At 70.4% G+C, this 26792-nt stretch carries 22 protein-coding genes and 1 pseudogene; 22 read left to right on the plus strand and 1 reads right to left on the minus strand.

Features of this window, described 5'->3' with window-relative positions; genetic code table 11:
* Positions 1-43 precede the first annotated feature (43 nt).
* From DEFCA_RS0102865 to rnc, 5 genes are all read left to right on the plus strand, one after another.
* On the plus strand, positions 44-382 hold the full coding sequence (locus tag DEFCA_RS0102865) for a hypothetical protein (RefSeq protein WP_025321534.1): 339 nt from the start codon (positions 44-46) through the stop codon (positions 380-382).
* Positions 379-1572 carry a cysteine desulfurase family protein gene (locus DEFCA_RS0102870; protein ID WP_025321535.1) on the plus strand — a complete coding sequence of 398 codons (1194 nt, stop codon included), beginning with the start codon at positions 379-381 and terminating at the stop codon, positions 1570-1572. Before DEFCA_RS0102865 ends, DEFCA_RS0102870 begins: the two co-directional genes overlap by 4 nt.
* A gap of 375 nt (positions 1573-1947) precedes the next feature.
* Positions 1948-2994 carry a tRNA 2-thiouridine(34) synthase MnmA gene (mnmA, locus tag DEFCA_RS0102875; protein WP_025321536.1) on the plus strand — a complete coding sequence of 349 codons (1047 nt, stop codon included), beginning with the start codon at positions 1948-1950 and terminating at the stop codon, positions 2992-2994.
* Positions 2987-4303, plus strand: a complete 1317-nt coding sequence (mtaB, locus tag DEFCA_RS0102880; RefSeq protein WP_025321537.1) for a tRNA (N(6)-L-threonylcarbamoyladenosine(37)-C(2))-methylthiotransferase MtaB — start codon at positions 2987-2989, stop codon at positions 4301-4303. Before mnmA ends, mtaB begins: the two co-directional genes overlap by 8 nt.
* A 5-nt stretch (positions 4304-4308) precedes the next feature.
* On the plus strand, positions 4309-5007 hold the full coding sequence (gene rnc, locus DEFCA_RS0102885) for a ribonuclease III (protein ID WP_029733457.1): 699 nt from the start codon (positions 4309-4311) through the stop codon (positions 5005-5007).
* A 219-nt stretch (positions 5008-5226) separates the two neighbouring features.
* Here the strand turns inward: rnc and DEFCA_RS0102890 are convergent, their stop codons facing one another.
* Positions 5227-6432, minus strand: a complete 1206-nt coding sequence (locus tag DEFCA_RS0102890; protein ID WP_025321539.1) for an NAD(P)/FAD-dependent oxidoreductase — start codon at positions 6430-6432, stop codon at positions 5227-5229.
* A gap of 627 nt (positions 6433-7059) precedes the next feature.
* On the opposite strand from DEFCA_RS0102890, the gene typA reads away from it, so the two are divergent.
* The 17 genes and pseudogenes from typA to DEFCA_RS0102975 all read left to right on the plus strand — a co-directional run bounded on the left by typA (position 7060) and on the right by DEFCA_RS0102975 (position 26716).
* Positions 7060-8871: a translational GTPase TypA gene (typA, locus tag DEFCA_RS0102895; protein WP_025321540.1), complete on the plus strand. Its 1812-nt coding sequence runs from the start codon at positions 7060-7062 to the stop codon at positions 8869-8871.
* A 229-nt stretch (positions 8872-9100) separates the two neighbouring features.
* Positions 9101-9667, plus strand: a complete 567-nt coding sequence (locus DEFCA_RS20195) for a hypothetical protein (RefSeq protein WP_025321541.1) — start codon at positions 9101-9103, stop codon at positions 9665-9667.
* 40 nt (positions 9668-9707) lie between these two features.
* Positions 9708-10649, plus strand: coding sequence for a 4Fe-4S dicluster domain-containing protein (locus DEFCA_RS0102905; protein ID WP_025321542.1), 942 nt, complete (start codon positions 9708-9710; stop codon positions 10647-10649).
* A gap of 11 nt (positions 10650-10660) precedes the next feature.
* On the plus strand, positions 10661-11902 hold the full coding sequence (gene dsrP / locus DEFCA_RS0102910) for a sulfate reduction electron transfer complex DsrMKJOP subunit DsrP (protein ID WP_025321543.1): 1242 nt from the start codon (positions 10661-10663) through the stop codon (positions 11900-11902).
* A 165-nt stretch (positions 11903-12067) separates the two neighbouring features.
* Positions 12068-12568, plus strand: a complete 501-nt coding sequence (locus DEFCA_RS19015; RefSeq protein ID WP_025321544.1) for a hypothetical protein — start codon at positions 12068-12070, stop codon at positions 12566-12568.
* 35 nt (positions 12569-12603) lie between these two features.
* Positions 12604-13374 carry an MlaE family ABC transporter permease gene (locus DEFCA_RS0102920; protein ID WP_025321545.1) on the plus strand — a complete coding sequence of 257 codons (771 nt, stop codon included), beginning with the start codon at positions 12604-12606 and terminating at the stop codon, positions 13372-13374.
* A 3-nt stretch (positions 13375-13377) separates the two neighbouring features.
* Positions 13378-14136, plus strand: coding sequence for an ABC transporter ATP-binding protein (locus DEFCA_RS0102925; RefSeq protein WP_029733459.1), 759 nt, complete (start codon positions 13378-13380; stop codon positions 14134-14136).
* Positions 14137-14161: 25 nt separating this feature from the next.
* Positions 14162-15898 carry an MlaD family protein gene (locus DEFCA_RS19020; RefSeq protein ID WP_025321547.1) on the plus strand — a complete coding sequence of 579 codons (1737 nt, stop codon included), beginning with the start codon at positions 14162-14164 and terminating at the stop codon, positions 15896-15898.
* Positions 15899-16167: 269 nt separating this feature from the next.
* Positions 16168-16755 (plus strand): annotated as a pseudogene (purH, locus tag DEFCA_RS0102935) (bifunctional phosphoribosylaminoimidazolecarboxamide formyltransferase/IMP cyclohydrolase); the annotation flags it as partial.
* An 8-nt stretch (positions 16756-16763) separates the two neighbouring features.
* Positions 16764-18044: a phosphoribosylamine--glycine ligase gene (purD, locus tag DEFCA_RS0102940; RefSeq protein ID WP_025321549.1), complete on the plus strand. Its 1281-nt coding sequence runs from the start codon at positions 16764-16766 to the stop codon at positions 18042-18044.
* A 156-nt stretch (positions 18045-18200) separates the two neighbouring features.
* The gene (gene purE, locus DEFCA_RS0102945; RefSeq protein WP_025321550.1) at positions 18201-18707 is read left to right on the plus strand and encodes a 5-(carboxyamino)imidazole ribonucleotide mutase; all 507 of its coding nucleotides are present in this window, start codon (positions 18201-18203) and stop codon (positions 18705-18707) included.
* Positions 18708-18817: 110 nt separating this feature from the next.
* Complete coding sequence (locus tag DEFCA_RS19025) at positions 18818-19174, plus strand: cytochrome c3 family protein (RefSeq protein WP_025321551.1); 357 nt, start codon at positions 18818-18820, stop codon at positions 19172-19174.
* Between the two features lie 63 nt (positions 19175-19237).
* Entirely contained in the window at positions 19238-19543 is a 306-nt protein-coding gene (locus DEFCA_RS0102955; RefSeq protein WP_025321552.1) for an HNH endonuclease, read from the plus strand.
* A 149-nt stretch (positions 19544-19692) separates the two neighbouring features.
* Complete coding sequence (locus DEFCA_RS0102960) at positions 19693-22443, plus strand: MXAN_5808 family serine peptidase (RefSeq protein ID WP_025321553.1); 2751 nt, start codon at positions 19693-19695, stop codon at positions 22441-22443.
* Between the two features lie 392 nt (positions 22444-22835).
* Entirely contained in the window at positions 22836-23750 is a 915-nt protein-coding gene (gene era, locus DEFCA_RS0102965; protein ID WP_025321554.1) for a GTPase Era, read from the plus strand.
* Positions 23747-25081 (plus strand): ribosome biogenesis GTPase Der, encoded by a 1335-nt coding sequence (gene der / locus DEFCA_RS0102970; protein WP_025321555.1) that lies wholly within the window; start codon positions 23747-23749, stop codon positions 25079-25081. Before era ends, der begins: the two co-directional genes overlap by 4 nt.
* A gap of 441 nt (positions 25082-25522) precedes the next feature.
* The gene (locus tag DEFCA_RS0102975) at positions 25523-26716 is read left to right on the plus strand and encodes a M24 family metallopeptidase (protein WP_025321556.1); all 1194 of its coding nucleotides are present in this window, start codon (positions 25523-25525) and stop codon (positions 26714-26716) included.
* Positions 26717-26792: the final 76 nt, after the last annotated feature.

Below are 26792 nucleotides of genomic sequence, written 5' to 3' on the forward strand. Positions count from 1 at the left end.
TCTTCGCCTTGAGGGTCGGACGGGCCTGGGGTACGATCCGCACATGACCCGAACGCATCCCCACGTCGATCTGCTCCACGAGTTCCACAGGGGCCGGCTCTCGCGCAACCGGGCCTTCGAGCGGTTCCAGGACCCGGCCGTGCGCCGGACCTGGAGGCTGTACCGGACCCTCTGCAGCCTGGCCCGGGACCTGGCCGAGCCCGGCACCCGGGTGCGGGTGCGCGACCACGGAAACCCGGGCGGCCGGGCCCTGGTGGTGGAGCGGCCGCGCCACCGCTACCGCCGGGTGGTGCTGGTGCCGGACTGGGCCCTGGGGTTCTGGCTCACCCACCTGGCCCCGCGCCCCGCACCCGACCTGCGGACCCTGGTGCCCCGGCCGTGACCTCCCGACCGACGACCCTTTCGACGCCTCCGGTCACGCGCTCGTACCTGGACTGGAACGCCTCCGCCCCCCTGCGGCCCGAGGCCCGGGCGGCCCTGCTGGAGGCCCTGGACCGGTTCGGGAACCCCTCGAGCATCCACGCCGAGGGGCGCGAGGCCCGGGCCCTGGTGGACGGGGCCCGGGACGCGGTGGCCGCGTTCCTGGGGTGCCGCCCCTCCGAGGTGGTGTTCACCAGCGGCGGCACCGAGGCCAACGCCCTGGCCCTTCGGAGCCTGGCCCGGTCGGCGGCCCATCGGTCCTTTGCGGCCGCCCGGGTGGAGCACCCCAGCGTGCTGCGGACGCTGGAGCACATGGAGGCCCAGGGGTGGACGGCGTGCTGGCTGCCGGTGGACCCGGAGGGTCGGGTGGGGGTGGGCGGCATCTCCGGGCCCCTGGGGTTCGGGACCCTCCAGGCCGCCAACCACGAGACCGGCACGATCCAGCCGGTCGGGGAGTTCGCCGAGGCCATGGCCCGCGCCGGGGCGGCCTGGCACTGCGACGCGGTACAGGCCTGGGGCCGGCTGGATCTCCGGGCGGCCGACCTGGGGTGCGCCACGGCGAGCCTGTCGGGGCACAAGCTCGGGGCCCCCAAGGGGGTGGGGGCCCTGTACGTACGGGACGGCACCGAGCTGGAGCCGTTGCTCCGGGGGGGCGGCCAGGAGAGGGGCCGCCGGGCGGGCACGGAGAACGTGCCGGGCATCGCGGCCCTGGGGGCGGCCTGCCAGGCGGCGCTCCAGGACCGGGACGCGGACCGGCGCTGGGTCCGTGGGCTCACCGAGCGCATCCGGGCCGAGGTGCGTCGGATGGCTCCCCTGGGGCGGGTCAACGGCCCCGAGGACCCGGACGGCCGCCTGCCCAACACGCTGAACCTGAGTTTTCCGGGGGTGGAGGGGGAGACCTTGGTGCAGGCCCTGGACCTGGAGGGGGTGGCCGTGTCGGCCGGGTCGGCGTGCACCTCCGGGGCCACCGAACCCTCGCCCGTGCTCCAGGCCATGGGGCTGTCGGCGTGGAGGGTGAAAAACGCGATCCGCGTGAGCCTCGGGCCGGCCACCCGTCCCGAGGACGTGGACCGCTTCCTCTCCGCCCTGGCCACGGTGCTCCGCCGTCTGGGGGCGCTGGGCGAAAGCGATCCCGGCGATCGAGCCGGGTGATCCGCGCCGCGACGCAACGAGGATCCTGTGGGAAAAAGGGTTGCGAGATAGGAAAAAAAGATAGTGCTGCGTCCGACGATGGGACGAAGGGCCGACTTCCCAGTGTCATGGTTCGCAAGTTCGTGCACTTGCCGAGGGGTGGGGCTGGGGGCCCCTCCTTCGCTGAACGGCCTCGCAGGGGCCGCCTCGGCGCGGTTCGCTGCGGCGCGTGAGGGCACGCGCCGCGGCCGCTCCCCTGGCGCCGGGCGGCCCGGGCTGCTCGGCCGTCGCGCTTCGTCGGAGCCCCCAGCCCCACCGCCGAAATGGGTATACTTTTTTGCGTAATGGAACACTAGCGTCCCAGACTCTCAGCTTTCCAGCCTCCCCGCAGATACCATGCGCATCGCCGTGGCCATGAGCGGGGGGGTGGACTCCTCCACCGCCGCGGCCCTGCTCCTGGAGCAGGGCCATGAGGTGGTGGGGTTCACCCTCAAGGTGTGGGACCGCTCCCGGTGCTGCTCCCTCGACGACGTGGAGGACGCCCGGCGGGTGGCGGCCCGGCTGGGCATCCCCTTTTACGTGCTCGACGCCCACGACGTGTTCGAGCGCGAGGTGGTGGAACCGTTCACGGCCGAGTATGCTTCCGGTCGCACCCCCAACCCGTGCGTGTGGTGCAACCGCCGGGTGAAGTTCCGATGGCTCGTGGAGCGGGTCCGGCCGCTGGGGTGCGAGCTCGTGGCCACCGGGCACTACGCCCGGCTGGAGGTGTCGGGGGGCCGGGTGCGGCTCCGCAAGGGCGTGGACCCCCGCAAGGACCAGAGCTACTTCCTCGTGCCGGAGCGCCCTGGGGACCTGGAGCGGGTCCGGTTCCCCGTGGGCGGGCTGACCAAGGAGCAGGTGCGGGGTCGGGCCGAGGCCCTGGGGCTGCCGGTCTCGTCCAAAGCCGAGAGCCAGGACGTGTGCTTTCTGCCCGACGGGGATCTGGCCGGGTTCCTCGAGCGCCGGCTGGGCCCGGCCCGGCCCGGCCCCATCGTGGACCCCGAGGGCCGGGTGGTGGGGACCCACCGGGGCCAGTGGGCGTACACCGTGGGCCAGCGCCGGGGCCTGGGGATCTCGGCGGCCGAGCCCCTCTACGTGGTGCGGCGGGAGGCCCGGGAGAACCGGCTGGTGGTGGGCCCCCGGTCGGCCCTGCTCGCCTCGGAGATGGAAGTGGAAGAACTCGTGTGGTTACATGGAGTAATGGAAGAAGAGCTCGAGTGTGGGGTGAAGATCCGATCCACCGCCCCGGAGGTGCGCTGCATCGTGCGGCCCGGCCCGGGCCGGGCGCGCGTGCGGTTCGCGGAGCCCCAGTTCGGCGTGGCGCCGGGCCAGTTCGCCGCCTTCTACCGGGGCGACGAGGTCCTGGGCGGTGGTTGGATCCGGGAGGCCCGGCCCGATGAATGACCGGCCGCCCCGGGTCAGCGTGGCCACGGTGGGCTGCAAGGTGAACCGGTTCGAGTCCGAGGCCCTGGAGCAGTCCCTCAGACAGCGGGGGTTCCAGGTGGTGGGCCCGGGCGAGGCGGCCGACGTGGTGATCGTCAACTCCTGCACTGTGACCCACCGGTCCGACCGGGACACCCGGGCCCTGGTGCGGCGGGCCCGGCAGGCCCATCCGGGGGCCCGGATCGTGGTGACCGGGTGCTATGCCCAGGTGGCGCCCCAGGATCTGGTGGACGTGGGCGCCGACCTGGTGGTGGGCACCGGCGCCAAGATGTCGGTGCCCGACCTGTTGGAGCGCGGGGCCTGCGGGGTGCACCGGGACGAGCCGGCCGATCCCGTGTCCGGCCGGTTCCCCGAGGTGCGGGGCCTGCGGGGCCGGGCCCGGGCGTACCTCAAGGTGCAGGACGGGTGCGAGGCGTTCTGCGCCTACTGCATCGTGCCCTACGCCCGCGGCCCCTCCCGCAGCCTGCCGCTGGATCGGGTGCGGGAGGGGCTGGCCTCCCTGGGGCGGGCGGGGTACCGGGAGGTGGTCCTGACCGGCGTGCACCTGGGGCTGTGGGGCCGCGACCTCGACCCGCCCCGGCCGCTCGAGGCCCTGCTCGATGCGGCCGAGTCCTCGGGGATCCCCCGGGTGCGGCTCTCGAGCCTCGAGCCCGGCGAGCTCACCCCGGCCGTGGTGGACCGGCTGGCCCGGTCCGATGTGCTCTGCCCCCACGTGCACGTCCCGGTCCAGTCCGGGTCCGACCGGATCCTCGCGGCCATGGGTCGGCCCTACGGGGCGGACCGGGTCCGGGAGCGGGTCGGCGATCTGGCCGGCCGGATCGAAGGGGTGTGCATCGGAATGGACCTGATCGTGGGGTTTCCGGGGGAAGGGGAGGCGGAGTTCGAGGAGACGGTGAGGTTGGTGGAAGAGCTGCCCGTGGCGTACCTGCACGTGTTCCCCTTCAGCCCGCGGCGGGGCACCCGGGCCTGGGACCTGCCCGGCCGGGTCCCGCCGGGGGTGATCAAGCGGAGGGCAGCCCGTCTGCGGAGCCTGTCCCAGGAGAAACGGCAGGCCTTTCGGCGCAGCCAGGTGGGCCGGGTGCTCCCGGCCCTTGCCGAGGGCCCGGCCCGCGGCGGGGCGGCCCTGCGATTTCGCACCCGAAACTACCTGGCCGTCCAGGTGGACTGGCAGGGGCCCCGGCCGGTGGACGAGGTGCCGGTGCGGGTCGACGCCCTGGACGGCGACGTTCTCCGGGGTACGCTCGTTCCGGACGACGCGTGCGAGGAGTGAGCCACATGGACATGGAACGGCGGGAACACCTGCGGGGGCTCGAGGAGGCGCTGGGGTACCTGTTCGAGAACCCCGGGCTCCTGGACCAGGCCCTGACCCACAAGTCCTACGCCAACGAGCAGGGCCGGGGGGTCCGGGACAACGAACGGCTGGAGTTCCTGGGCGACGCGGTGCTGGACCTGGTGGTCTCCCACCTGCTGTTCGACCTGCGGCCGCGCCTGAGCGAGGGCAAGATGTCGAAGGTCCGGGCGTTCCTGGTGAGCGAGACCAGCCTGGCCGAGGTGGCCCGGTCGTTCGGCCTGGGCGGCTACCTGCGGCTGGGCAAGGGCGAGGAGCAGACCGGCGGGCGGACGAAGCCCTCGATCCTCTCGGGCGCGTTGGAGGCCCTGATCGCGGCCATCTACCTGGACGGCGGGTTCGACCTGGCCCGGGAGTTCGTGGACGCCGTGTTCCGGCCCTTGCTGGAGGTGGAGGGGCCCAGCGGGCTCGATCGGGACTACAAGACCCGGCTCCAGGAGCACTGCCAAGGCCGGTACGGCAGCGCCCCCACCTACCGCCTCGTGGGCGAGTGGGGCCCCGACCACGACAAGACCTTCGAGGTGGAGATCCGTCTGGGCAACCGGGTCCTGGGCAAGGGGCGGGGCCGGAGCAAGAAGGAGGCCGAGCAGCGCGCGGCCCAGGACGCCCTGGCGCTGTTGGGATGATTTCCGCTGGGAGGCTAGGCAGCTGGGCGGCCGGGCGGCTCTCGAACCACGCCAAAGCCTGGGGACCTGGGGCCTGGTAACGGATCTGAGGTCCCAAGTTTTCTAGAAACCTTGAAGGGCAAAACTTGTTGCAAATGCGTCAAGTTTTTGCGTGGGAGCGCAGTTCCCTTGCTCCGGTTCCCCATGCCTCGGCGGTCTGAGGCGGAGCCTCGCTAGGTTCTAGTCTCTGCCAGGCCCGGCAGGGGGCTGACGCGGTCCCAGGCCCAGCAGGGCCCGGGCCAGGCCCCAGGGGCTGAACACCCGGTCGGGCGAGGCAGCGCCCCTGAGCACGTCGACGAAGGTCCGGCGCAGGGCGGGGTTTCGGCGGGCCCGTCGGGCGAGCAGGTCGCACACCCAGGGCCGGGCCAGCCATCGCTCGGCCGTCCGGTACGCCCCGTAGGCCGGGGCCAGCCGGCCGGCCACCCACTGCCGGTAGGCCCGGAGGGCGCCCTCCCCGCGCTCCAGGAATCCCACGGCGGCCTCGCCGGCCCGCACCCCCGAGCGCAGGGCCGGGCCGATCCCCTCGGCCGTGAAGGGGTAGGTGGTCCCGAGGGCTTCCCCGGCCCACAGCACGGGGCCGGGGGCCACCGCGGGCCGGTCGGGGGGGCCGCAACGGATCGGGGCGGCCCGCAGGGGGCCTTCGAACGTCCCGGACCGCGCCAGATCGGCCACGGCAGGCGATCGGGCCAGGAACCGGTCGAACACCCGGCCGAGGCTCTCCCGCGGAGGCCGCCACCGGAACGCCCCGCAGCCCACGTTGAACAGGCCGTCGCCCACCGGGAACACCCACCCGTACCCCGGGATCACGCTCGCATCGTAGGTGACGGCCACGAAGTCCCGGCCGCGCCCGGCCCGCAGGTACCGCCGCACGGCCACGGCCTGGGGAGCCGGGGGGGCGTGGCAGCCGGCCGTTCGGGGGGCTTGGCTGCGGCGGGCGCCGGTGGCAGCCACGGCCACGCGGGCCTGCCACCCCCTGCCGTCGGCGGTCTCGACCCGCACCCCGGCGGCGCCGGGTAGGGCGGCCACGGCCCGGCCCCGCTCGAACTCGGCACCCGCCTCCCGGGCGGCCTCGAGGAGCGAGGCGTCCAGGACGCGGCGGGGGACCAGGCGCACCCGCAGGTCGAGCTCCAGCTCGACCCCCCCGGGGCTCCACAGGCGGGCCCGCCCCCCCCGGAAGGCGTGCCGTTCCACCCGCGGGGCCACCCCCAGCCGCTCGAGCTCCGCCCAGGCGTCGTCCAGTAGGCCGTCGCCGCACACCTTCTCCCGGGGGGGCGGGTCCGGGTCGAGCACCAGGGTCCGGGCCCCGGCCCGGGCCAGCACCAGGGCGGCCGCGCACCCTGCCGGGCCGGCGCCGATCACCACCGCATCGTAGCGTTTCGCCGTCACAACCGCCTCTCCTGGACTTTGGGTCTTCGGCCCGGCGGACAAACAGGTGCTATCGCTCCCTGCTCGGAGGGGCACGAGGCCTTGGCGTCGGGGCTCGGGAGCCGCCCGGCCGCCCAGTTGCCTAGCCGGCCGAAGGCTCAAGGGTACACGAGGGGCTTTGCGGAGAAAACGGCGGGCTCGGGAGCATCGGCAGGCCCCTGCGGAGCCGGGCAACGGGGAAGCCCCCTTCGGCCGCTGCGCGACCCTGCAACGGAGAAGGGTAACTTGCGTTGGTCCGGGGCCATTGCCGGCGGGGGGCATGGGTTTCAGGAACCGGAATTCAGCGGACAGAAGACAGGAGAAGGGCAAAGACCCCGTGGCCGAAGCGGCGTCGTGGGCCGACGACCCGTCCACTGACTTCTGTCCTCTGACCCCTGATCCCCATGCCCCACCGAGCGTTTGGCGGCGGTTCGGGGAAGCGGCCCCGCCGCCCAGCGGCCTAGCAGCCAAGCCCCCCAGCGGGCCGAAGGCCCCCGACCGACGACCAACGACTGACGACCAACGACCGAAGTTATAAGGGGGCTTTACCCCGGGCGTGTCCGGGTGCTACAACACGCCGCCCCCATCTGGGGCCAAAGGAGATCGGGAATGCGACCGGAACAGTTTCGCAACGTGGCGATCATCGCCCACGTGGACCACGGAAAGACCACCCTGGTGGACGCCATGCTCTGGCAGAGCGGCGTATTCCGGGAGAACCAGCGGGTGGCGGAGCGGGTGCTCGACTCCAACGCCCTCGAGCGGGAGCGGGGCATCACCATCCTCGCCAAGAACACGGCCGTGTGGTTCGAAAGGGTGAAGATCAACATCGTGGACACCCCGGGTCACGCCGACTTCGGGGGCGAGGTGGAGCGGACCCTGCAGATGGTGGACGGGGTGATCCTGCTGGTGGACGCGGCCGAGGGGCCGCTGCCCCAGACCCGGTTCGTCCTCCACAAGGCGTTCGAGCTGGGGCTGCCGCCGATCGTGGTGATCAACAAGATCGACCGGGCCGACGCCCGGCCCGCCGAGGTCCTGGACGAAGTGTATGGGCTCTTCATCGACCTCGGGGCGTCCGACGACCAGCTGGAGTTCCCGGTGCTCTACACCGACGCCCGCCGGGGCGTGGCCCATCGGAAGTTGGGCGACGGGTCCCGGGACCTCCGGCCCCTGTTCGAGACCGTGCTGGAGCGGGTGCCCCCGCCGTCGGGGGACCCCGCGGCCCCCCTGCAGATGCTCGTCACCAACCTGGACTACAACGACTACGTGGGCCGGCTGGTCCTGGGTCGGGTGGTGAACGGCCGGCTCCGGCCGGGCCAGGAGATCGGCGTGGCCACCGAGGAAGGGGTGGTGCCCGCACGGGTGGGCACGGTGTACACCCACGAGGGGCTGCGGCGGGAGGAGGCCCAGGAGGTCGTGGCCGGCGACATCGTGGCGGTGGCAGGGCTCGAAGCCGTGTCCATCGGCGACACCCTCGTGGAGCCGTCCCAGCCCCGGCCCCTGCGCCGGATTCGGGTGGAGGAGCCCACCATTGCCATGGTGTTCTCGGTGAACACCAGCCCGTTCGGGGGCCGGGAGGGGCGGTTCGTCACCTCCCGTCAGATCCGGGCCCGGCTCGAAAAGGAGGTGCTCCACAACGTCAGCCTGAGGCTGGAGATCCTGGACACGGACGCGTTCCAGGTGGCCGGCCGGGGGGAGCTGCAGCTGGCGGTCCTGATCGAGACCCTTCGGCGGGAGGGGTACGAGCTGAGCGTGTCCAAGCCCGAGATTCTCAGCCGGGAGCGAAACGGCCGGCCGGAGGAGCCCTGGGAGATCGCGCTGGTGGACGTGCCCGAGGAGTTCGTGGGCGTGGTCACCGAGAAGCTGGGCCGCCGCAAAGGCCAGATGGTCCGCATGGATCCGGCCGGCGGCGGCCGGGTGCGGCTGGAGTTTCGGGTGCCGTCCCGGGGGCTCATCGGGTACCGGAGCGAGTTCCTCACCGACACCCGGGGCACCGGCATCCTGAACCGCCTGCTGGAGGGGTACGGTCCCTGGGCCGGGCCGATCCCGGGCCGCACCAACGGGGCCCTGGTGGCCGACCGGGCGGGTCGCGCCACCACCTACGCCCTGTACCACCTGCAGCCCCGGGGCGTTCTGTTCATCGGGGCGGGCACCGAGGTGTACGAGGGCATGATCGTGGGGGAGCACTCCCGGGAGAACGACCTGGACGTGAACGTGGTCCGGGAGAAGAAGCTCACGAACATCCGGGCCGCGGGGTCGGACGAGGCCCTTCGGCTGTCGCCGCCGCGCGAGATGAACCTGGACCGGGCCCTGGAGTGGGTGGACCGGGACGAGTTGGTGGAGGTGACCCCCTCCGGGGTGCGCTTGCGAAAGAGGGTACTTGCCGCAAACCAGCGCCCCCGGCGGGAACGGGCGGCCGGCTGAAACACCGTGAAACGAACGGAAACGTCGGTCCGGTTTCCCCTGGCGACGCCGGGGTAGTCAAACAAGGGTTCCATTTTTCTCTGTCGATGCGGAAATCCGCTTGACACGCCGAAATCGGCTTTCCTATGATCCGCCCTTCCGCCCGGGCCGGGCCCCGGGTTCCCCCTCGCGTTTCGTAGTGTTTCAAGTTTTTTCACCCCGCCAACCCCAAACAGGAGGGATTGGGAGCATGAAGCGCCGCTGGGTTTTGGTGGCCGCCCTTGTGTGCCTGTTCGCAAGGCCAGGGCTTCGGGCGGCCGGGGCCGAGGAGGAGGTGTTCGCGGTACCACCCCCGCCTCTGAGCGAGGACTACTATCCCTGTGCCGAGAACTGTCACGACGACCAGGAGACCGATCCCACCCCCCGGGTGCTGGAGGAGGAGCACACCGACATCAAGCTCCATCACGCCGAGCAGTTCCGGTGGTGTCTCGACTGCCACGACGCCGACAACCGGGACAAGCTGCGTCTTCAGAGCGGTGAGAAGATCGACTTCTCGGAGTCGTACCGGCTGTGCGGCCAGTGCCACGGCGCCAAGTACCGGGACTGGAAGAAGGGCATCCACGGGAAGCGCACCGGCTACTGGAACGGCAAGAAGCAGTACCTGCTGTGTGCCAACTGCCACAACCCCCACAACCCCCGGTTCAAGCCCCTGAAGCCGGAACCGCCCCCCAAGGTGCCTGGGTCGGGCACGTTGAAGTCCCATGCCAAAGGCAAGCACCTGAAGGAACAGACCCACGAAGGCGGCGAGGAAAAGTAGAGCCCGGCCGGTTCGGGACAACGGCAAGGAGAGGCGATCCATGTCCAAGCACAACGTGTCCACCGTCGACCCGAAGAAGGCGAGCCGCCGCAAGTTCCTGAAGGGGATGGCGGCGGGGGCCGCAGCGGCCGCCCTGCCGGTGAAGGCGCTTGCCCAAGGGTCCAGCGGGTTCATGACGTACGGCTCCTGGGAGGAGTACTTCCAGAAGAACTTCCAGGAGATGACCCCCGAAGAGGTGAAGGCCACCCTCAAGCGGTTGGAGGAGAAGTACACCAAGCAGTACGGCAAGAAGGTGACCGTGAAGGCCACCCCCCCGATGGAGAACGTGCTGTTCGGCTACGCCCTGGACTTGAGCCGCTGCATCGGGTGCCGTCGGTGTGTGTACGCCTGCGTGAAAGAGAACAACCAGTCCCGCCGGGATCCGCAGATCCATTACATCCACGTGCTGCGGTTCGAGAACGGCGAGATGGAGTTCGAGAAGTCGGAGCGGTACTACAACCCGGAGAGGGTGCCGGAAGAGGGCCACTACTACCTCCCGGTCCAGTGCCAGCACTGCCGCAAGGCCCCCTGCATCAAGGCCTGCCCGGTGCGGGCCACCTGGGCCGAGGACGACGGCATCGTGGTGGTGGACTACAACTGGTGCATCGGGTGCCGGTACTGCATGGCCGCCTGCCCCTACGAGGGCCGGATGTTCAATTGGCTCGACCCCAAGCTCCCGCCCGAGGAGCTCAACCCCGACACCCACTACCTGGGCAACCGGCCTCGGATGCGCGGCGTGGTGGAGAAGTGCACGTTCTGCATCCAGCGGACCCGCGAGGGCCGGTACCCGGCCTGCCTGGAGGCCTGCCCGGTGGGGGCGCGCAAGTTCGGCAACCTCTTGGATCCCGAGTCGGAGATCCGCTACATCCTGGAGAACCACCGGGTCTTCCGGCTCAAGGAGGACCTCCTCACCGAACCCAAGTTCTATTACTTCTTCGGCTAGAGGGGTGAATCATGAACACGCTGATGGAGTTTCTGGTCGGCACCTTCATCCTGGCCTTCCGGGGTGGAAAGAAGTACTACCTCTGGATGGGGTCGTTGATCCTGATCGCCCTGGTGGGACTGGGGGCGTGGGTGTACCAGCTGAAGACCGGCCTGGGCGTCACCGGCATGCGCGACCCGGTGAGCTGGGGGCTGTACATCGCCAACTTCACGTTCCTGGTGGGCGTGGCCGCGGCCGCGGTGCTCCTGGTGATCCCGGCCTATATCTACAAGTGGGGTCCCATCAAGGAGATCGTGCTCCTGGGTGAGCTCCTGGCGGTGGCCGCGATCAGCATGTGTCTGATGTTCGTGACCTTCGACCTGGGCCATCCGGAGCGGTTCTGGCACCTGATCCCGGGCCTGGGGATCCTGAACTTCCCGATCTCCATGCTGTCGTGGGACGTGGTGGTGCTGAACGTGTACCTGGCCGTGAACCTGATTGTTCCGATCTACATCCTGTACAACGCGTACCTGGGCCGGGAGCCCAACTACAAGGTGCTGTGGCCGCTGATCATCTTCTCGATCCCGGCCGCGGTGTCGATCCACACGGTGACTGCGTTCCTGTACAACGGGTTCCCGAGCCGTCCGTTCTGGAACGCCTCGATCCTGGCCCCCCGGTTCATCGCCTCGGCGTTCTGCTCCGGGCCCAGCTTCATCATCCTGGCGTTCCAGCTGATCCGCAAACACACCCAGATCAAGATCCAGGACCGGGCGATCTTCAAGCTGGCCGAGATCATCGCCTACGCCATGGGGATCAACCTGTTCCTGCTGATCGCCGAGGTGTTCAAGGAGTACTACAGCGCCACCGTGCACCTGGCCCCCATGAAGTACCTGTTCCAGGGGCTCGAGGGGCACAACGAGCTGGTCCCGTTCATCTGGACCGCCATCGCGTTCAACACCATCGCGTTCTTCCTGTTCCTGACCCCCAAGACCCGGGAGAACTTCTTCACCCTGAACCTGGGCTGCGTGCTGATGTTCATCGGGGTGTGGATCGAGAAGGGGCCGGGGCTGATCCTGCCCGGGTTCGTGCCCACGCCCCTGGGCGAGATGTGGTCCTACGCGCCCACCCTCCCCGAGGTGCTGATCACCCTGGGGATCTGGGCGATCGGCCTGATCATCTACACCCTGCTGCTGAAGGTGGCCATCCCCATCGAGGTGGGCGAGTTCCGACAGATCAAGGAGCGCCTCCACGGGATCGTGGGGCAGAGCCGGTAGGGCCGAGAAGCTCCGAGAACGCGGCGACGAAAGGGGTCTTCCCAACGGGGGCCCCTTTCGTTTTGGCCGAATCCGGTTGAAATGCCCGCAGGGGCTTGACTATGATCGCCGGCGCCGGAGGGGCGGGCGGCGGGTTCCGTTCGGTTGGCAGCAGGAGGAGTCGCGATGAAAAGGTGGTACGTGGGGTGCGTCGTGATGCTGGCACTGGGGGGGGGCGGGTGTGCCGGGCTGCCCGTCGCGAAGACGACCGAGCCGACCCCCGAACCCCCCAAGGTCCAGGAGAGTCAGCCCGCTCCGGAGCCGCAGCCCCCGAAGCTCGATCCCCAGGAGGAGCGGCGGCTGGTCAGCGACCTGCTCCGGGACGTGGACGAGTACTACCGGCTGCTCAAGGAGAAGAACGTGGAGCAGGCGGCCGGGTACGTGGACCCGGAGCACCGCCAGGAGCACATCGACAGCCTGTGGGAGTTCGCGGCCAGGTACGAGATCGTGAGCGCGGACGTGGCCAGCTACCAGCTCTTCGCCCAGCCCGACGGCGTGTTGGCCAAGGTGCGGGTCGTGCGCGTTCTGCTTCCCCGGCATTCGGTGATGCCGGAGCGTTCCGAGGTCTGGATGACCTGGCTCCGGGTGGGGGAGCGGTGGGTGCTCCAGCCGCAGCGTCAGAAATAACCCGTTTCGCCCCGGCCCGCCCGGACGGTTGAGCGATGATCGCGTTCCTGGAGTGGTTCGGCCGGTTGGTGGTGGAGCGGATCGAAGAGGTGGGCCGAAACGCCCTGTTCCTGGCAGAGGCGGTGCGGGCCCTGGTGACCCCTCCGCTGCGGTGGCGCCAGACGTTTCGGCAGATGGAGTTCGTGGGGGTGCGGTCCGTGTCGGTGGTGGTGCTCACCGGCACGTTCACCGGAATGGTGCTGGCCCTCCAGGCCTACTACGGGTTCCGGAAGTTCGGGGCCGAGGGACTGGTGGGCACCACGGTGGGACTGTCCATGGCACGGGAGCTGGGGCCGGTGCTCACCAGCCTCATGGTCACGGCCCGGGCCGGGTCGGCCATCGCGGCCGAGCTGGGCACGATGCGGGTGACCGAGCAGATCGACGCCCTCGAGGTGATGGCCGTGGACCCGATCCGGTATCTGGTGGTGCCCCGGATTCTGGCCGGTCTGGCCATGGTCCCCGTACTGTGCGTGGTGAGCGACTTCGTCGGGGTGCTCGGCGGCTACTTCGTGGGGGTCAAGCTCCTGGGGATCAACTCGGGGATCTACGTGGCCAACACGGTGAAGTACGTCGAGCTGGCCGACGTGCTCAACGGCCTGGTGAAGGCGGCGTGCTTCGGCTTCATCCTGGCCGTGGTCGGATGCTACAAGGGGTTCTACGCCACGGGCGGGGCCCAGGGGGTGGGGAAGGCCACCACCGAGGCCGTGGTGCTGGCCTCGGTGCTGATCCTGATCAGCGACTACTTCCTCACCGCGATCATGTTCTAGGCCATGGCCGATCCGATCATCGTGTTCGACGGGGTCCACAAGTCGTTCCGGGGCCAGAAGGTCCTGGACGGGCTCCACCTGGAGATCCCCCGGGGCCGGACCACCGTGATCATCGGCCGCAGCGGCGGCGGCAAGAGCGTGACCCTCAAGCACATGATCGGCCTCATGCGTCCCGACCGGGGCCGGATCCTGGTGGACGGGCAGGACATCACCCGGCTGGAGAAGGGGCCCCTGAACGAGGTCCGGCGGCGGTTCGGCATGCTGTTCCAAGAGGGGGCCCTGTTCGACTCCCTGACCGTGGGGGAGAACGTGGCGTTTCCCCTGGTGGAGCACACCCGGCTCGACCGGGCGGAGATCGAGCGGCGGGTGAGCGAGATGCTTGTCACGGTGGGGCTGCCGGGCACCGAGGGGAAGATGCCGGCCGAGCTGTCGGGGGGCATGCGCAAACGGGTCGGCCTGGCCCGGGCCCTGATCCTGGAGCCCGAGATCGTGCTGTTCGACGAGCCCACGTCGGGGCTGGACCCTATCATGGCGGACGCCATCGACCGCCTGATCCTGCGCACCCAACAGGAGTCCGGCCGGACCTACGTGGTGATCAGCCACGACATCCGGGCCACGTTCAAGATCGCCCACAAGATTGCCATGCTCTACGAGGGGCGGATCATCGCGGAGGGCACCCCCGAGGAGATCCGCCGCAACCCGAACCCCATCCTCGCGCAGTTCCTCCGGGGGACCGCCGAGGGCCCGATCCAGGTGCAGTGATGCCGAAGGCAAGCGGAGCACGGGCATGAAGCGCATGAGCCCCGAGGCCAAGGTGGGCCTTCTGGTGCTGGCGGGCGTGATCCTCCTCACGTACATGGCCCTGCGGCTGGGCCGGCTGGGGTTCGGATCCGGTGGGGGGTACCGGGTGACCCTGCGCCTGGAGAGCGCCGTGGGCCTGGCCCGGGAGGGCGAGGTGCTGGTGGCCGGCATCCCGGTGGGGATCGTGGAGGACATCCGGCTGAAAGGGGGCCAGGCCGAGCTGGTGCTGCGGCTGCGGGACGACGTGAAGCTGCCGGTGGACACGGTGGGGAGCCTGCGGACCCACGGGGTGCTGGGCGAGAAGTACGTGGAGCTGGTGCCGGGCCGGGCGAACCGGTACCTGAAGGACGGGGACGAGGTGTCCCCCGGCGTGCCCCCCGGGGACCTGGACCGGCTGGTGACCAGCCTCAACTCGGTGAGCGACGACGTGAAACGGGTCACCGAACGGCTGGCCAACGTGCTGGGCACGCCGGAGGGGGAGCAGAACCTGCGGGAGATGATCGAGGGGCTGCGGGACACGGCCGTGGGGCTCCGGTCGATGATCGAGGAGAACCGGGAGGACCTGCGGCAGACCCTGGCGAACCTCAGGGGGCTCACCGCCGACCTCAGGGAGCTGGTGGCAGCGAACCGGGAGGGGATCGACGAGACCGTGGCCAACACCCGCCGGCTCACCCGAACCCTGGCAGAGCGCACCCCGGCCATCGCCGACAACCTGGAGCGGCTCACGGGCCGGCTGGATGCGGTGGTGGCCGAGAACCGCGACGACCTGCGGGCGAGCCTGTCGAACCTGCGCCGGGCCACGGCCCGGCTGGACGAGACCCTCGCCTCGATCCGGGACCTGGCCGAGGCGGCCGGCAGCCCCGAGGGGACGCTGGGCCGGTTGATCCACGACGACTCGTTGTACCGGGAGCTGGAGGGCACCCTCGCGGACCTGCGCTCGGTGATGGGGCGGATCGAGCGGGGCGAGGGCACCCTGGGCAAGCTCATGACGGACGACACGGTGTACTCGGAACTCACCGACACCCTGGGGAACCTGCGGAGCATCACGGACAAGATCGACCGGGGCCAGGGCACCATCGGCCGGCTGGTGAACGAGGACAGCGTCCACGAGAACCTCAACCAGACCCTGGAGGGGATCACCAACTTCGTGGCCGGGGCGAACCGGTTCCGGTTGGAGGTGTCGTACCGGGGCGAGTACCTGGCTCAGCTCGGCGAGTCCAAGAGCTACTTCGGGCTCACCATTCAGCCCCGCCAGGACCGGTTCTACTACCTGGCCTTGGTGGACGACCCCCGCGGCGACACCCGCACCAAGATCACCGAGAGGGTGGTGACGGACGACACCGGCACCCACACGGTTCGCGAGGAGAAGACGGTCACCGACGACCGCTTCAAGTTCTCGGCCCAGGTGGGCAAGCGGTTCTCGTTCCTGACCGTGCGCGGCGGCCTGTTCGAGTCCACCGGCGGGGTGGGGGCGGACCTGGACCTCTGGTCGGACCGGCTGCGGCTCACGCTGGAGGCGTTCGATTTCGCCCGGGAGGAGGGCCCGGTGCACCTGAAGGCCTCGGCCCGGTGGCTGTTCTGGAAGCACCTGTTCGTCACGGCCGGGGCCGACGACTTCTTGGACGACCGGGGCCGGGCCGACTACTTCGTGGGCGGCGGCATCCGGTTCGTGGACGAGGACCTGAAGTACCTGCTCTCGCCGGCCGCCAACCTGGCTCGGTAGCTTCGGGCCTTCGGCCCGCTGGGCGGCCGGGCGATAATGGCTTTCAAACGTATTGCCAGGGTACGGGGTGGAGGCCTGGGATTCAGGAGCCAGAGGTCAGAAGACAGAAGTTCGGGCAGATTCTCTCCTGTCCACTGCCCTCTGGATTCTGTCTCCTGATACGGCCGCACCCGGCGCTCCACCAGACCCCCACCCCGTACTCCCCAAGGGGAAGGGGGCACGGGCCTGACAATACTTTATCCCAGTTTTCCAGCCCAAAAGGAGGAACGATGGCACCGATTCGCCGAGCGATCGTGAGCGTGTCCGACAAGACCGGGGTGGTGGAGTTCGCCCGGGGTCTGGCCGACCGGGGCGTGGAGATTCTGTCCACCGGCGGCACCGCTCGGATGCTCCGGGAGGCCGGGGTTCCCGTCACCGAGGTCAGCGCCTACACGGGGTTCCCCGAGATCCTGGACGGCCGGGTCAAGACCCTGGTGCCCAAGATCCACGGGGGCATCCTGGGGCTCCGGGACGATCCCAAGCATCGCGAGCAGATGGCCGAGCACGGCATCGAGCCCATCGACCTGGTGGCGGTGAACCTCTACCCGTTCGAGAAGACCGTGGCCGAGCCGGGGTGCACCCTGGAGGCGGCGGTGGAGCAGATCGACATCGGGGGGCCCTGCATGATCCGGGCGGCCGCCAAGAACCACCGCTACGTGACCGTGGTGGTGGACCCGGCCGACTACCCGCGGGTCCTGGACGAGATGGACCGCAACGCCGGCGAGGTGAGCCGGGAGCTTCGGTACGAGCTGGCGGCCAAGGCGTTCAGCCGCACCTCGGAGTACGATGCGGCGATCGCCGGGTGGCTCAAGGGGAGGGGGATCGGATGAAGGTCCTGGTGGTCGGAGGAGGGGGGCGGGAACACGCCCTGGTGTGGAAGATCGCCCAGAGCCCCCGGGTCACCGCCGTGTTCGCCGCCCCGGGCAACGCGGGCACGGCCGGCCTGGCCCGGAACGTGCCGATCGCGGCGGACGACGTGGACTCGCTGCTGGCCTTTGCCGAGACCGAGGGGGTGGACCTCACGGTGGTGGGGCCGGAGGCCCCGCTGGTCCTGGGCATCGTCGACCGGTTCCGGGAGCGGGGGCTGCGGATCTTCGGGCCCACGGCCGCGGCCGCCCGGCTCGAGGGGTCCAAGGCGTTCGCCAAGGCCGCGATGGACCGTTTCGGGGTGCCCACGGCCGCATACCGGGAGTTCACGGATCCCGACGAGGCCCGGGCCTACATCCGGGAGCAGGGGGCGCCCATCGTGGTTAAGGCCGACGGGCTGGCCGCGGGCAAGGGGGTGACCGTGGCCCGGACCGTCGAGGAGGCGCTGGCGGCCGTGGACGCCATGATGGTGGACCGCGCCTTTGGCGAGGCGGGCGGCCGGATCGTGGTGGAGGAGTGCCTGGAGGGCGAGGAGGCGAGCTTCCTGGCGTTCTGCGACGGCAGGACCGTGCTGCCCATGGCCTCCAGCCAGGATCACAAGCCGGTGTTCGACGGCGACCAGGGGCCCAACACCGGCGGCATGGGGGCCTACAGCCCGGCGCCGGTGGTGAGCCCCGAGCTGTTCGACCGGATCGTGGACACGGTGATCCGGCCGGTGGTGGACGGGCTCGGGCGGGAGGGTACCCCCTATGTGGGCGTGCTCTACGCGGGGCTCATGATCCGGGGCGACGAGGTCAAGGTGCTGGAGTTCAACTGCCGGTTCGGCGATCCCGAGTGCCAGCCCATCGTGATGCGGATGAAGGGCGACCTGGTGCCGGTGCTGGAGGCCTGCGTCGACGGCACCCTGGACCGGGTGGACCTGGAGTGGGATCCGAGGCCTGCGGTCTGCGTGGTGATGGCGTCGGGCGGGTACCCGGGGGCCTACGAGAAAGGCCTGGAGATCCGGGGCCTGGAGGACGCCGCAGCCCTGGACGACGTGGTGGTGTTCCACGCGGGCACCCGGCAGGAGGCCGGCAAGGTGGTCACGGCCGGGGGGCGGGTGCTGGGGGTGACGGCCCTGGGCTCCGACATTCCGTCCGCGATCGAGCGGGCCTACCGGGCCGTGGACCGGATCTCCTGGCCTGGGGTTCACTTCCGGCGGGACATCGGCCGGAAGGCCCTGCGGCATCTGTCCTCCTGACGGTCGTTGGCGTTGGGACGTTAGGACGTTGGGACGTTAGGAGGCTAGGAGGAGGCTACGGGGAGTCGGTGGCCGCCGCGTCACCCGTCACGCGTCACCGCAGTTGACACGACGAACGACCTGCGACGAACCGATTTTAAAGGAGCAGCTTCGATCATGTCCGCGAAACCCAAGGTTCTCATCCTCATGGGGAGCGACTCGGACCTGCCGGTGGTGCAGGAGGCCGCGAAGTTCCTCGACCGGATGCAGGTCCCCTACGCCATGCGGGTCAGTTCGGCCCACCGCAGCCCCGAGCGGACCCGGCGGCTGGTGGCCGAGGCCGAGGCCCAGGGGGTGGAGGTGTTCGTGTGCGCCGCCGGCATGGCGGCCCACCTGGCCGGGGTGGTGGCGGCAGAGACCGTCCGCCCGGTGATCGGCATCCCGGTGGACGCCGGCGCGCTGAGGGGGATGGACGCCCTGCTGTCCACGGTGCAGATGCCGCCGGGCATCCCGGTGGCCACCGTGGCCATCGGCAAGGCGGGGGCCCGCAACGCGGCGGTGCTGGCGTGCCAGATCCTGGCCCTGGCCGACCCGGATCTGGCCCTGCGGCTCCGGAGTCTCCGGGAGGCCATGGCCCGGGAGGTGGAGGAGAAGGACGCCCGGATCGGCGGGGGCGAGGGGTAGTGAGCACGGTCCTTGACGATCGCCCCGGGGCCTGTGGTATACAGGCGCCCGGTTTTGGTTTTGGAAGGCTCGGTTCGTGGGGCCACTTCAACCAAGGGAGGTAGTGCCAGATGAAGAAGATCGTGTTGTTCGTCGTCGCCTGCGTGTTCTCGTTGGGTCTGGCCGTGGGCGCCGCCCAGGCCACCGATGCCCCGGCCGACGGCCTGAAGGTCACCAACTACGGCAAGAAGGCCGCCGTGACCTTCGACCACTCCAAGCACAAGAACGAGGCCAGGTGCGAGCAGTGCCACCACAAGGCCTCCGAGGGCAAGTACAAGTGCGGCGAGTGCCACAAGGCCAAGGGGGGCGATGCGCCCAGCTTCAAGAAAGCCGCCCACAACAAGGAAAAGGCCTGCTGGAGCTGCCACAACAAGAGGGGCAAGACCCCCAAGAAGATCCTGAAGTGCAACCAGTGCCACAAGAAGTAACGGCGCAGGGTGCTTGCTGACATCAGAAGGGCGGCCCTCGGGCCGCCCTTTTCCGTGGAACCCATGACGGACGACTATTTTTTCACCGATACCCCGCCCGAGCAGATCGCCCGGGAGAAGGCCAAGGCCCGGGAGCTCCGGAAGACCCAGTGGTGGAAGCGTCGGGTCGCGGCCGGGGTGTGCCACTACTGCGGCCGTCGGTTCCCGCCGGCCGAGCTCACCATGGACCACGTGGTCCCGCTGGCCCGGGGGGGCCGGTCGGTGCGTTCCAACGTGGTGCCCGCCTGCAAGGACTGCAACACCAAGAAGCGTTACCTGCTGCCCGTGGAGTGGGCCGAGCACCTCGACCGGCTCCGCAGGGGCGGCTGACCCCTCCTGGCTCGGCTTCCTCCCCGATTTTCGTGTATGCTAGCGTCTGGATCGTCCCGGCCCCGGCCGGGCCCGCCGGCCGGCCTTCGGCTTTGGCCGGGCCCGGGTCGCGGCGGGGGAGCACACCGAGCCACCTCGGAGGATGACGCTTGCGAAGACGTGACCGAACTGCAGCCCTGATCTCCCTGTTCGCCCTGCTGTGCCTGGCTGCGGCCGCCTTGCCCCTGCGGGCGCCCGCGGCCACCGGCTTCTTCCACCGGTTCGGCGATCCGTACCCCCGGATCGTGCAGCAGGTGTTCTACTACGTGGAGAAGAAGTACGTGGAGCCGGAGAGGGCGTCCCCGCGGGCCCTGGTGGACGGGGCGCTCGAGGCCCTGGAGAACCAGTACCCCGAGGTGCTGGTGGAGCCTGCGGGAACGGACCGGGTTCGGGTTCGGGTGGGCGGGGCGGAGAAGACCTTCGACCTGTCCCAGGCCGACGTGTTCCGGAGGGCGGCCGACGTCCTGACCACGGTGCTGCGGTTCGTGTATCAGAACCTGGGGGAAGAGGTGGAGGAGCAAGACCTCTACTACTTCGCCCTCAACGGGGCCCTGGCCAAGCTCGATCCGCACTCCACGGCGTTCAGCCCCAAGAGCTTCAAGGAGTTCATGATCGGAACCCGGGGCACGTTCGGGGGCATCGGGTTCGTGTTCGGCATCCGCGATGGCGAGATGACCATCATCAGCGTGATCGAAGGCACCCCGGCCGAGCGGGGGGGGCTCCGCTCGGGTGACCACATCCTCTACATCGACGGCGAGCCCACCATCAACATGCCGGTGGACACCGCGGCGAACAAGATGCGGGGGGAGCCGGGCACCCAGGTGACCCTCACCATCGCCCGGGAGGGGTGGCCGGAGCCCCGGGCCATCACCTTCACCCGCGAGGTGATCCACGTGGACAGCGTGGAGAGCTACGTCCTCGAGGACGAGGGAAGCCCGCCGGTCCTGTACGCCCGGGTGAAGAACTTCCAGAAGGACACCACGAAGGAGCTGCGTCGGGCCATCCAAGAGGCCGAGGCGAGCTACCCGGACCTCACGGGGGTGGTGCTCGACCTGCGCAACAACCCGGGGGGGCTCCTGGACCAGGCCATCAAGCTCTCCGACGGGTTCCTGGACGAGGGCACCATCGTGAGCACCCGCGGTCCGGAGAAGGACGCCAACTCCCGGGCCCTGGCCGGGGCCGACGACCCGCCCCTGACCCGAAAGCCCGTGGTGGTGCTGGTGAACCAGGGCAGCGCCTCGGCCTCGGAGATCGTGTCCGGCGCCCTCAAGGCGTCCCGGGCCCTGCTGATCGGTCAGAAGACCTTTGGGAAGGGCTCGGTCCAGAAGCTCTATCCCCTCACCGACGGCGGGGCGCTCAAGCTGACGGTGGCCCAGTACCTCACCCCGGGGGACGTGTCGATCCAGTCCATCGGGATCGAGCCGGACATCGTGGTGTATCCGGCCCGGATCGAGGCGGGGAGGATGCGCATCGGCCCGCCGCCCACCCACGTGGCCGAGGCCGACCTGGAGAACGCGTTCAAGAGCTGGGGGAACGCCTCGGAAAAGCCCTGGGCCGAGCTCCAGTACCTGCTGCCGCCGGACGAGGAGGAGCAGCGGCCGTTCTCCGAGCTGTCCAAGGAGGAGAAGGCTCAGCGGCTGGCCGAGGACTTCGAGGTGGGGCTGGCGCGCAAAGTGCTCGCCCGGGCCGAGGGAGCGGACCGGAAGGCCCTGTTGGCCGCGGCCGAGACCGTGCTGGCCCAGGTCCGGCGAAGCGAGGACCGAAAGATCACCGAGGCCCTGGCGGCCCTGGGCGTCGACTGGACCGACGGCCCCGGAGGCAAGGGGCTGCGGGTGGAAGGGTCTGCCGAGACCGAGCTGGTGCCCGGCGAAAAGGCCCGGATCCGGTTCGTGGTGGAGAACCGGGGAGCCGCGGCGGTGCACCGGGTGTGGGGGCGCACCGAGTCCGACAACCCCCTGCTGCGCAACCTGGACCTGGTGTTCGGCCGCCTGGGGCCGGGGGAACGCAAGGAGGCCGAGGCCGAGGTGGAGGTGCCCAAATCGGCCCGCCAGCGGTGGGACACGGTGACGCTGCGTCTGCACGCCCCCGGGGTCGACGAGGCGGGCGTGGGGACGGCCGCGGCCCGGATCCGGGCCGTGCCCCGGCCGGAGTTCGCCTACCGGTACCGGCTGCGCGACGAGAACCCGGCCGTGCCGGCTCGGTCTGGGGACGGCCGCATGGAGGAGGGGGAGCGGATCCAGTTGGTGCTCGAGGTGATGAACCGGGGATCGGGTGCGAGCGGAGCCGTGGAGGTGAACATCCGGGGCGAGGAGAAGGAACAGCTTTACCTGGAGAAGGCCCGGCACCGGTTCGACTCGCTGGCGCCGGGGGCCGAGGTGACGGCGCCCATGGAGTTCCGCCTGGTGAAGGCCGAGGAGGACGGCAACGTTCGGGTCGGGGTGAGCGTCACCGACCGGGACTACGGGGCCTTCTTCTCCGACGAGCTCTCGTTTCGGGTGGGTGAGCCGTTCCCCGCGCGGGAGCGGCGGGAGCCCCCTCGGTTCGGAAAGGGCGCCCCGCCTCTGCGCACGGACAAGGATCGGGTCACCTTCGAGGTGGAGATCACGGACGACTCGGCCGTGCGCGACGTGTACGCCTACCGGGAGCGGGACAAGGTGGTATACCGCCGGAACCCGGAGCGGACCGACCGGATGAAGGTCACCTTGGAGGTGCCGCTGGAGGAGGGGTCGAACCGGATCGTGCTGGTGGCCCGCGACGACAAGAAGATCGCGGCCACCCGCACCTTCTTCGTGTACCGAACCCGGCCGGGCGAGCTCGGCACCCAGCTCACCCAGAGCGAAAAGGCGGCCGGCGAGCGCTGACGGGCAGGGCCGCGCCCCGCCCCCTGTTGTAGGAGCGACCTCCCGGTCGCGATCCGGGCCGTTGCGCCGGGGGCCTTGGCAACCGCGGGGCATGGGGCCTGCTTCCGGCCGCGCGCGAAGCCGGGCGTTGAGATTCGCCGCGCAGGCACGGGGCACCGGCGGTGGTTTCATGCCCGTTCGGTGGGGCACGAACGAACTCACGGTGCGAGCGTTGGAGGCGCTGCGCGGCGAGCCAAGGAGCCGCACGCGGCTCTCCAGCAGACCCCATGCCCCCGAGGCCTTGGAGTCGAGGCTCGGGAGCCGCCTAGCCGAATCCAGGCCCCTTGCCCCCCGGCTCCGATGTCGGGGCGAGCTTTCGACCGACGACCGAAGTCACTGGGAAGGAACCGTCGATGGAGTCACGAGAGGAGACCGGCGAGATCCGGGTCACCCGTTCCGGGTTCGTTGGAATCCTGGGTCGGCCCAACGTGGGCAAGTCCACGCTCCTGAACCGGATCCTGGGGCAGAAGGTCGTGATCACCAGCCCCAAGCCCCAGACCACCCGGAACCGGGTGGCCGGGGTGCTCACCCGAGACGGGGTGCAGATGGTGTTCTTCGACACCCCGGGCGTCCACGCCGGCCAGAAGCTCATCAATCGGTACATGGTGCGCGAGGCCCTGTCGTGCGTGCCCGACGTGGACGTGGTTCTGTTCCTGGTGGACGCCGCCACGGGCCGCCACCCGGATGACGAGGTGCTGGCCGGGCACCTGCGCCGGTCCCAGAAGCCGGTGATCCTGGTGGTGAACAAGGCGGACCGCAACCGAACGGCCCCCACGGAGGCGTTCCAGGACCTGGTGCCGGCCGTGGCGGTGCACCGGATCTCCGCCCTGACCGGCGAGGGGGTGGAGGCCATTCTCGACGACCTGGCCTCGCGCATGCCCGAGGGGCCGGCCTACTACCCCGAGGACCAGCTCACCGACCGACCCGAGCGGTTCCTGGCCGAGGAGTTCGTGCGCGAGAAGGTGTTCGAGCTGACCGGGGAGGAGATCCCCTACAGCGTGGCGGTCACGGTGGAGGCGTGGGAGGAGCGGCCCGAGGCGGACCTGGTGGTGATCCACGCCACGATCCACGTGGAACGGCCCAGCCAGAAGGCCATCGTGATCGGAAAGGGCGGCCGGGTGATCAAGGAGGTGGGCCGGAGGGCCCGCCTGGACCTGGAGGCGCTGCTGGGGACCCGGGTGTTCCTCGATCTGCACGTGACCGTGGACCGGAACTGGACCAAGGACCCCCGGGCCCTGCGCCGGTTCGGGTACGAGGTGCGGCGATGAGGCTGGTGGCCATCGTGGGGCGGCCCAACGTGGGCAAGTCCACCCTGTTCAACCGGCTGGTGGGCAAACGGGTGGCCATCGTGGAGGACGTCCCCGGAGTGACCCGCGACCGCCGGTACGCCGCCGTGGACTGGGGCGACCGGAGGTTCACCCTGGTGGACACGGGCGGCCTCGACCCCGACCCGGCTGGCGAGGTGGCCGCCGGCATGACCCGGCAGGCCCTCCTGGCCGTGGAGGAGGCCGACCTGATCCTGTTCGTCACGGACGTCCGGGAGGGGGTGCTGCCCGCGGACGAGGAGATCGCCCGGGGCCTGCGTCGGCGGAGCAAGGACGTGGTGCTGGTGGCCAACAAGGCCGACGGCCCCCGCTGGGAGACCGCTGCGGCCGAGTTCTACGCCCTGGGGTTCGAGCGGGTGCTGCCCGTGTCGGCCGAGCACGGCAGGGGGCTCGAAGAGCTCGAGGGGGAGGTCCGCGACCGGCTCCCCGAGGCGGATGCCGAACCGCCCGAGGCCGACGAGCAGGGGACCCGGGTGGCGGTGCTGGGCCGGCCCAACGTGGGCAAGAGCTCGCTGGTGAACCGCCTCCTCGGGGAGGAGCGGGTGGTGGTGAGCGCCGAGGCCGGCACCACCCGGGACCCCGTGGACACCCTGGTCCGCCGCGACGGCCGGCCCTACCTGCTCATCGACACCGCCGGGATTCGGCGGCGCAGCCGGGTGGAGAAGGGGGTGGAGCGGTGGAGCGTGGTGAGGGCCCTTCGCACCGTGGACCGGGCCCACGTGTGCCTGGTGCTCCTGGACGCCACCGAGGGGCTCACCGACCAGGACGCCCGCATCCTGAACCTGGTGCTCAAGGGGGGCCGCGCCTTGGGCATCGTGCTCAACAAGTGGGACCTGGTGGAGAAGGACGAGAAGACCTTCGACCGGACCGTGGCGGAGCTGCGCCGGCGGCTGGGGCCCCACGGCCACGTGCCCGTGGTCAGCATGTCGGCGCTCACGGGCCAGCGGGTCCATCGGGTGTTCGACCTGGTGGACACCCTCTACCGGGAGTGGACCCGGCGGATCCCCACCTCCCAGGTCAACGCGTTCCTCGAGGCCACCCTGAGGGAGCTGCCGCCGCCGGTCAAGGCGGGCAAGCGCACCCGGATCTACTACATGACCCAGGTGCGCACGGCCCCCCCCACCTTTGCCGCGTTCACCAGCTTTCCCGAGGGCATCTCGGAGTCGTACCACCGGTTCCTGGTGAACCGGCTCCGGGATGCGTTCGGATTCGCCGGGGTGCCGGTGCGGTTGGAGTTCCGACGCCGGACCCGGCCCGGAGAGGAGGACCGATGAGCCCAGGGCAACGGATCCCCCTGGTAGCCCCTTCAGGCCCCCGGGGGGCCGTCCGGGGACCAGAGACTAGAAACTGGAGACTAGAAACTAGATGTCAACCCGGCGGATAAGCAAGCGCTACCGTTCCCTGCTCGGAGGGGCAAGGGACCTGTCGGAGAGCCGGGCGCGGCCCCTTAGCTCGCCGCGCAGCGCCTCTGACGCTCGGACCACGAAACGGTTTGGGTTCCAGCGAGTTGTCATGAAATCAGCTCTTCGGTCCCGTGCCTGCGCGGCGAATCTCAATGCCCGGCTTCGCGCCCGGCCGGAGGCAGGTCCCTTGCCCCTCCCTCCGAGGAGGCGCGTCTATTTTGTCGCCGGGTTAATAAAATCCGGGCACCTCGGCCCCTTAGCTACCCAGCCGGCCAGGGGGGGCGAAGGCCCCAGACAGAGGACCGTAGACCGATGACCGGAGACCGAAGTTACTTGGAGGAGATCAGGGCCCGGGTGGCCCGGCTCCAGGCGGGCATGAAGCGCCAGGGGCTCGGGGGCGCCTTGCTCGTGCAGAACGCGAGCCGGTACTGGGCCTCGGGCACCATGCAGGCCGGGGCGGTGGTGGTCCCAGCCGGGGGAGACCCGGTGGTGTTCGTGCGCAAGGACCTCGACCGGGCGCGGCGGGAAAGCCCGTGCCGGGTGGAAGGGCTGGCCAGCCTGCGGGACCTGCCGGCCCGGGTTCGGGAGGTGCTCGGCGGCGTGCCCGAGCCCCTGGGGTTGGAGTGGGACGTTCTGCCCGTGAACCAGGCCCGGCGGTTCCAGGGGCTGTTCGAGGGGGTGGACCTGGCCGACGTGTCGGGCGCCTTGGCCCTGGCCCGGGCCGTCAAGACGCCGTGGGAGCACCGGGCCATCGCCGAGGCGGCCCGGGTGGTGGCCGAGGCCGTGGCCCGGGTGCCGGAGCTCCTGCGGCCGGGCATCCCCGAGATCGAGCTTGCGGCAGCGGTGGAGTACGAGCTGCGGCGCAGGGGCCACGGGGGGCTGCTGCGCATGCGCGGGTTCAACCAGGAGATCTTCTACGGCCACGTCATGGCCGGTCCCACGGCTGCCGAGCCTTCGTTCCTGGACGCGCCCACCGGGGGGGCAGGGCTGGGCCCGGCCCTGGCCCAGGGGCCCAGCACCCGCGCGATCGGACCCGGCGAGCCGGTCACCGTGGACCTGGTGGGCAACCACCAGGGGTACCTGTGCGACCAGACTCGCATCTTCTGCCTGGGCCGGCCCCCGCGGCAGGTGGCAGAGGCGTTCGAGGCCGCCTGCGCCGTGCAGGACGCCGTGATCGAGACGGCCCGGCCCGGCGCGACGGGCGACGAGCTGTACCGGGTGGCCCGCCGGGCGGCCGAGGCCACGCCGTTCGCCGACACCTTCCTGGGCCACCGCAACCCGGTGAGCTTCGTGGGCCATGGCATCGGGTTGGAGGTGGACGAGCCCCCGTTTCTCGCCCGAGGGTTCCGGGTTCCCTTGGAGGAGGGTATGGTGTTTGCGCTGGAACCCAAGTTCGTGATTCCCGGGGTGGGCGCCGTGGGGGTCGAGGACACCTTCCGGGTCACGGCGACCGGGGTGGAGCGGATCACCCTCTCTCCGAGGGAGCTCGGGCTCGTGGAGATCTGAGCCGGGCCACGCCCGGCTCTCCACCAGGCCCCATACCCCCCGAAGTTTCGCCGGCGGCCCGGGAGCCGCCCGGCCG

The organism is Deferrisoma camini S3R1, assembly GCF_000526155.1.
Classification (GTDB): Bacteria; Desulfobacterota; Deferrisomatia; order Deferrisomatales; family Deferrisomataceae; genus Deferrisoma; species Deferrisoma camini.

Coding starts and splice junctions, on each gene's coding strand:
- purD (WP_025321549.1), top strand. CDS start 16,764: ATGAAGGTCCTGGTGGTCGGAGGAGGGGGGCGGGAACACGCCCTGGTG.
- DEFCA_RS0102925 (WP_029733459.1), top strand. CDS start 13,378: ATGGCCGATCCGATCATCGTGTTCGACGGGGTCCACAAGTCGTTCCGG.
- DEFCA_RS0102975 (WP_025321556.1), top strand. CDS start 25,523: ATGACCGGAGACCGAAGTTACTTGGAGGAGATCAGGGCCCGGGTGGCC.
- DEFCA_RS0102920 (WP_025321545.1), top strand. CDS start 12,604: ATGATCGCGTTCCTGGAGTGGTTCGGCCGGTTGGTGGTGGAGCGGATC.
- DEFCA_RS0102865 (WP_025321534.1), top strand. CDS start 44: ATGACCCGAACGCATCCCCACGTCGATCTGCTCCACGAGTTCCACAGG.
- purE (WP_025321550.1), top strand. CDS start 18,201: ATGTCCGCGAAACCCAAGGTTCTCATCCTCATGGGGAGCGACTCGGAC.
- era (WP_025321554.1), top strand. CDS start 22,836: ATGGAGTCACGAGAGGAGACCGGCGAGATCCGGGTCACCCGTTCCGGG.
- mnmA (WP_025321536.1), top strand. CDS start 1,948: ATGCGCATCGCCGTGGCCATGAGCGGGGGGGTGGACTCCTCCACCGCC.
- DEFCA_RS19025 (WP_025321551.1), top strand. CDS start 18,818: ATGAAGAAGATCGTGTTGTTCGTCGTCGCCTGCGTGTTCTCGTTGGGT.
- DEFCA_RS19020 (WP_025321547.1), top strand. CDS start 14,162: ATGAAGCGCATGAGCCCCGAGGCCAAGGTGGGCCTTCTGGTGCTGGCG.
- rnc (WP_029733457.1), top strand. CDS start 4,309: ATGGACATGGAACGGCGGGAACACCTGCGGGGGCTCGAGGAGGCGCTG.
- mtaB (WP_025321537.1), top strand. CDS start 2,987: ATGAATGACCGGCCGCCCCGGGTCAGCGTGGCCACGGTGGGCTGCAAG.
- DEFCA_RS0102905 (WP_025321542.1), top strand. CDS start 9,708: ATGTCCAAGCACAACGTGTCCACCGTCGACCCGAAGAAGGCGAGCCGC.
- DEFCA_RS19015 (WP_025321544.1), top strand. CDS start 12,068: ATGAAAAGGTGGTACGTGGGGTGCGTCGTGATGCTGGCACTGGGGGGG.
- dsrP (WP_025321543.1), top strand. CDS start 10,661: ATGAACACGCTGATGGAGTTTCTGGTCGGCACCTTCATCCTGGCCTTC.
- DEFCA_RS20195 (WP_025321541.1), top strand. CDS start 9,101: ATGAAGCGCCGCTGGGTTTTGGTGGCCGCCCTTGTGTGCCTGTTCGCA.
- typA (WP_025321540.1), top strand. CDS start 7,060: ATGCGACCGGAACAGTTTCGCAACGTGGCGATCATCGCCCACGTGGAC.
- der (WP_025321555.1), top strand. CDS start 23,747: ATGAGGCTGGTGGCCATCGTGGGGCGGCCCAACGTGGGCAAGTCCACC.
- DEFCA_RS0102955 (WP_025321552.1), top strand. CDS start 19,238: ATGACGGACGACTATTTTTTCACCGATACCCCGCCCGAGCAGATCGCC.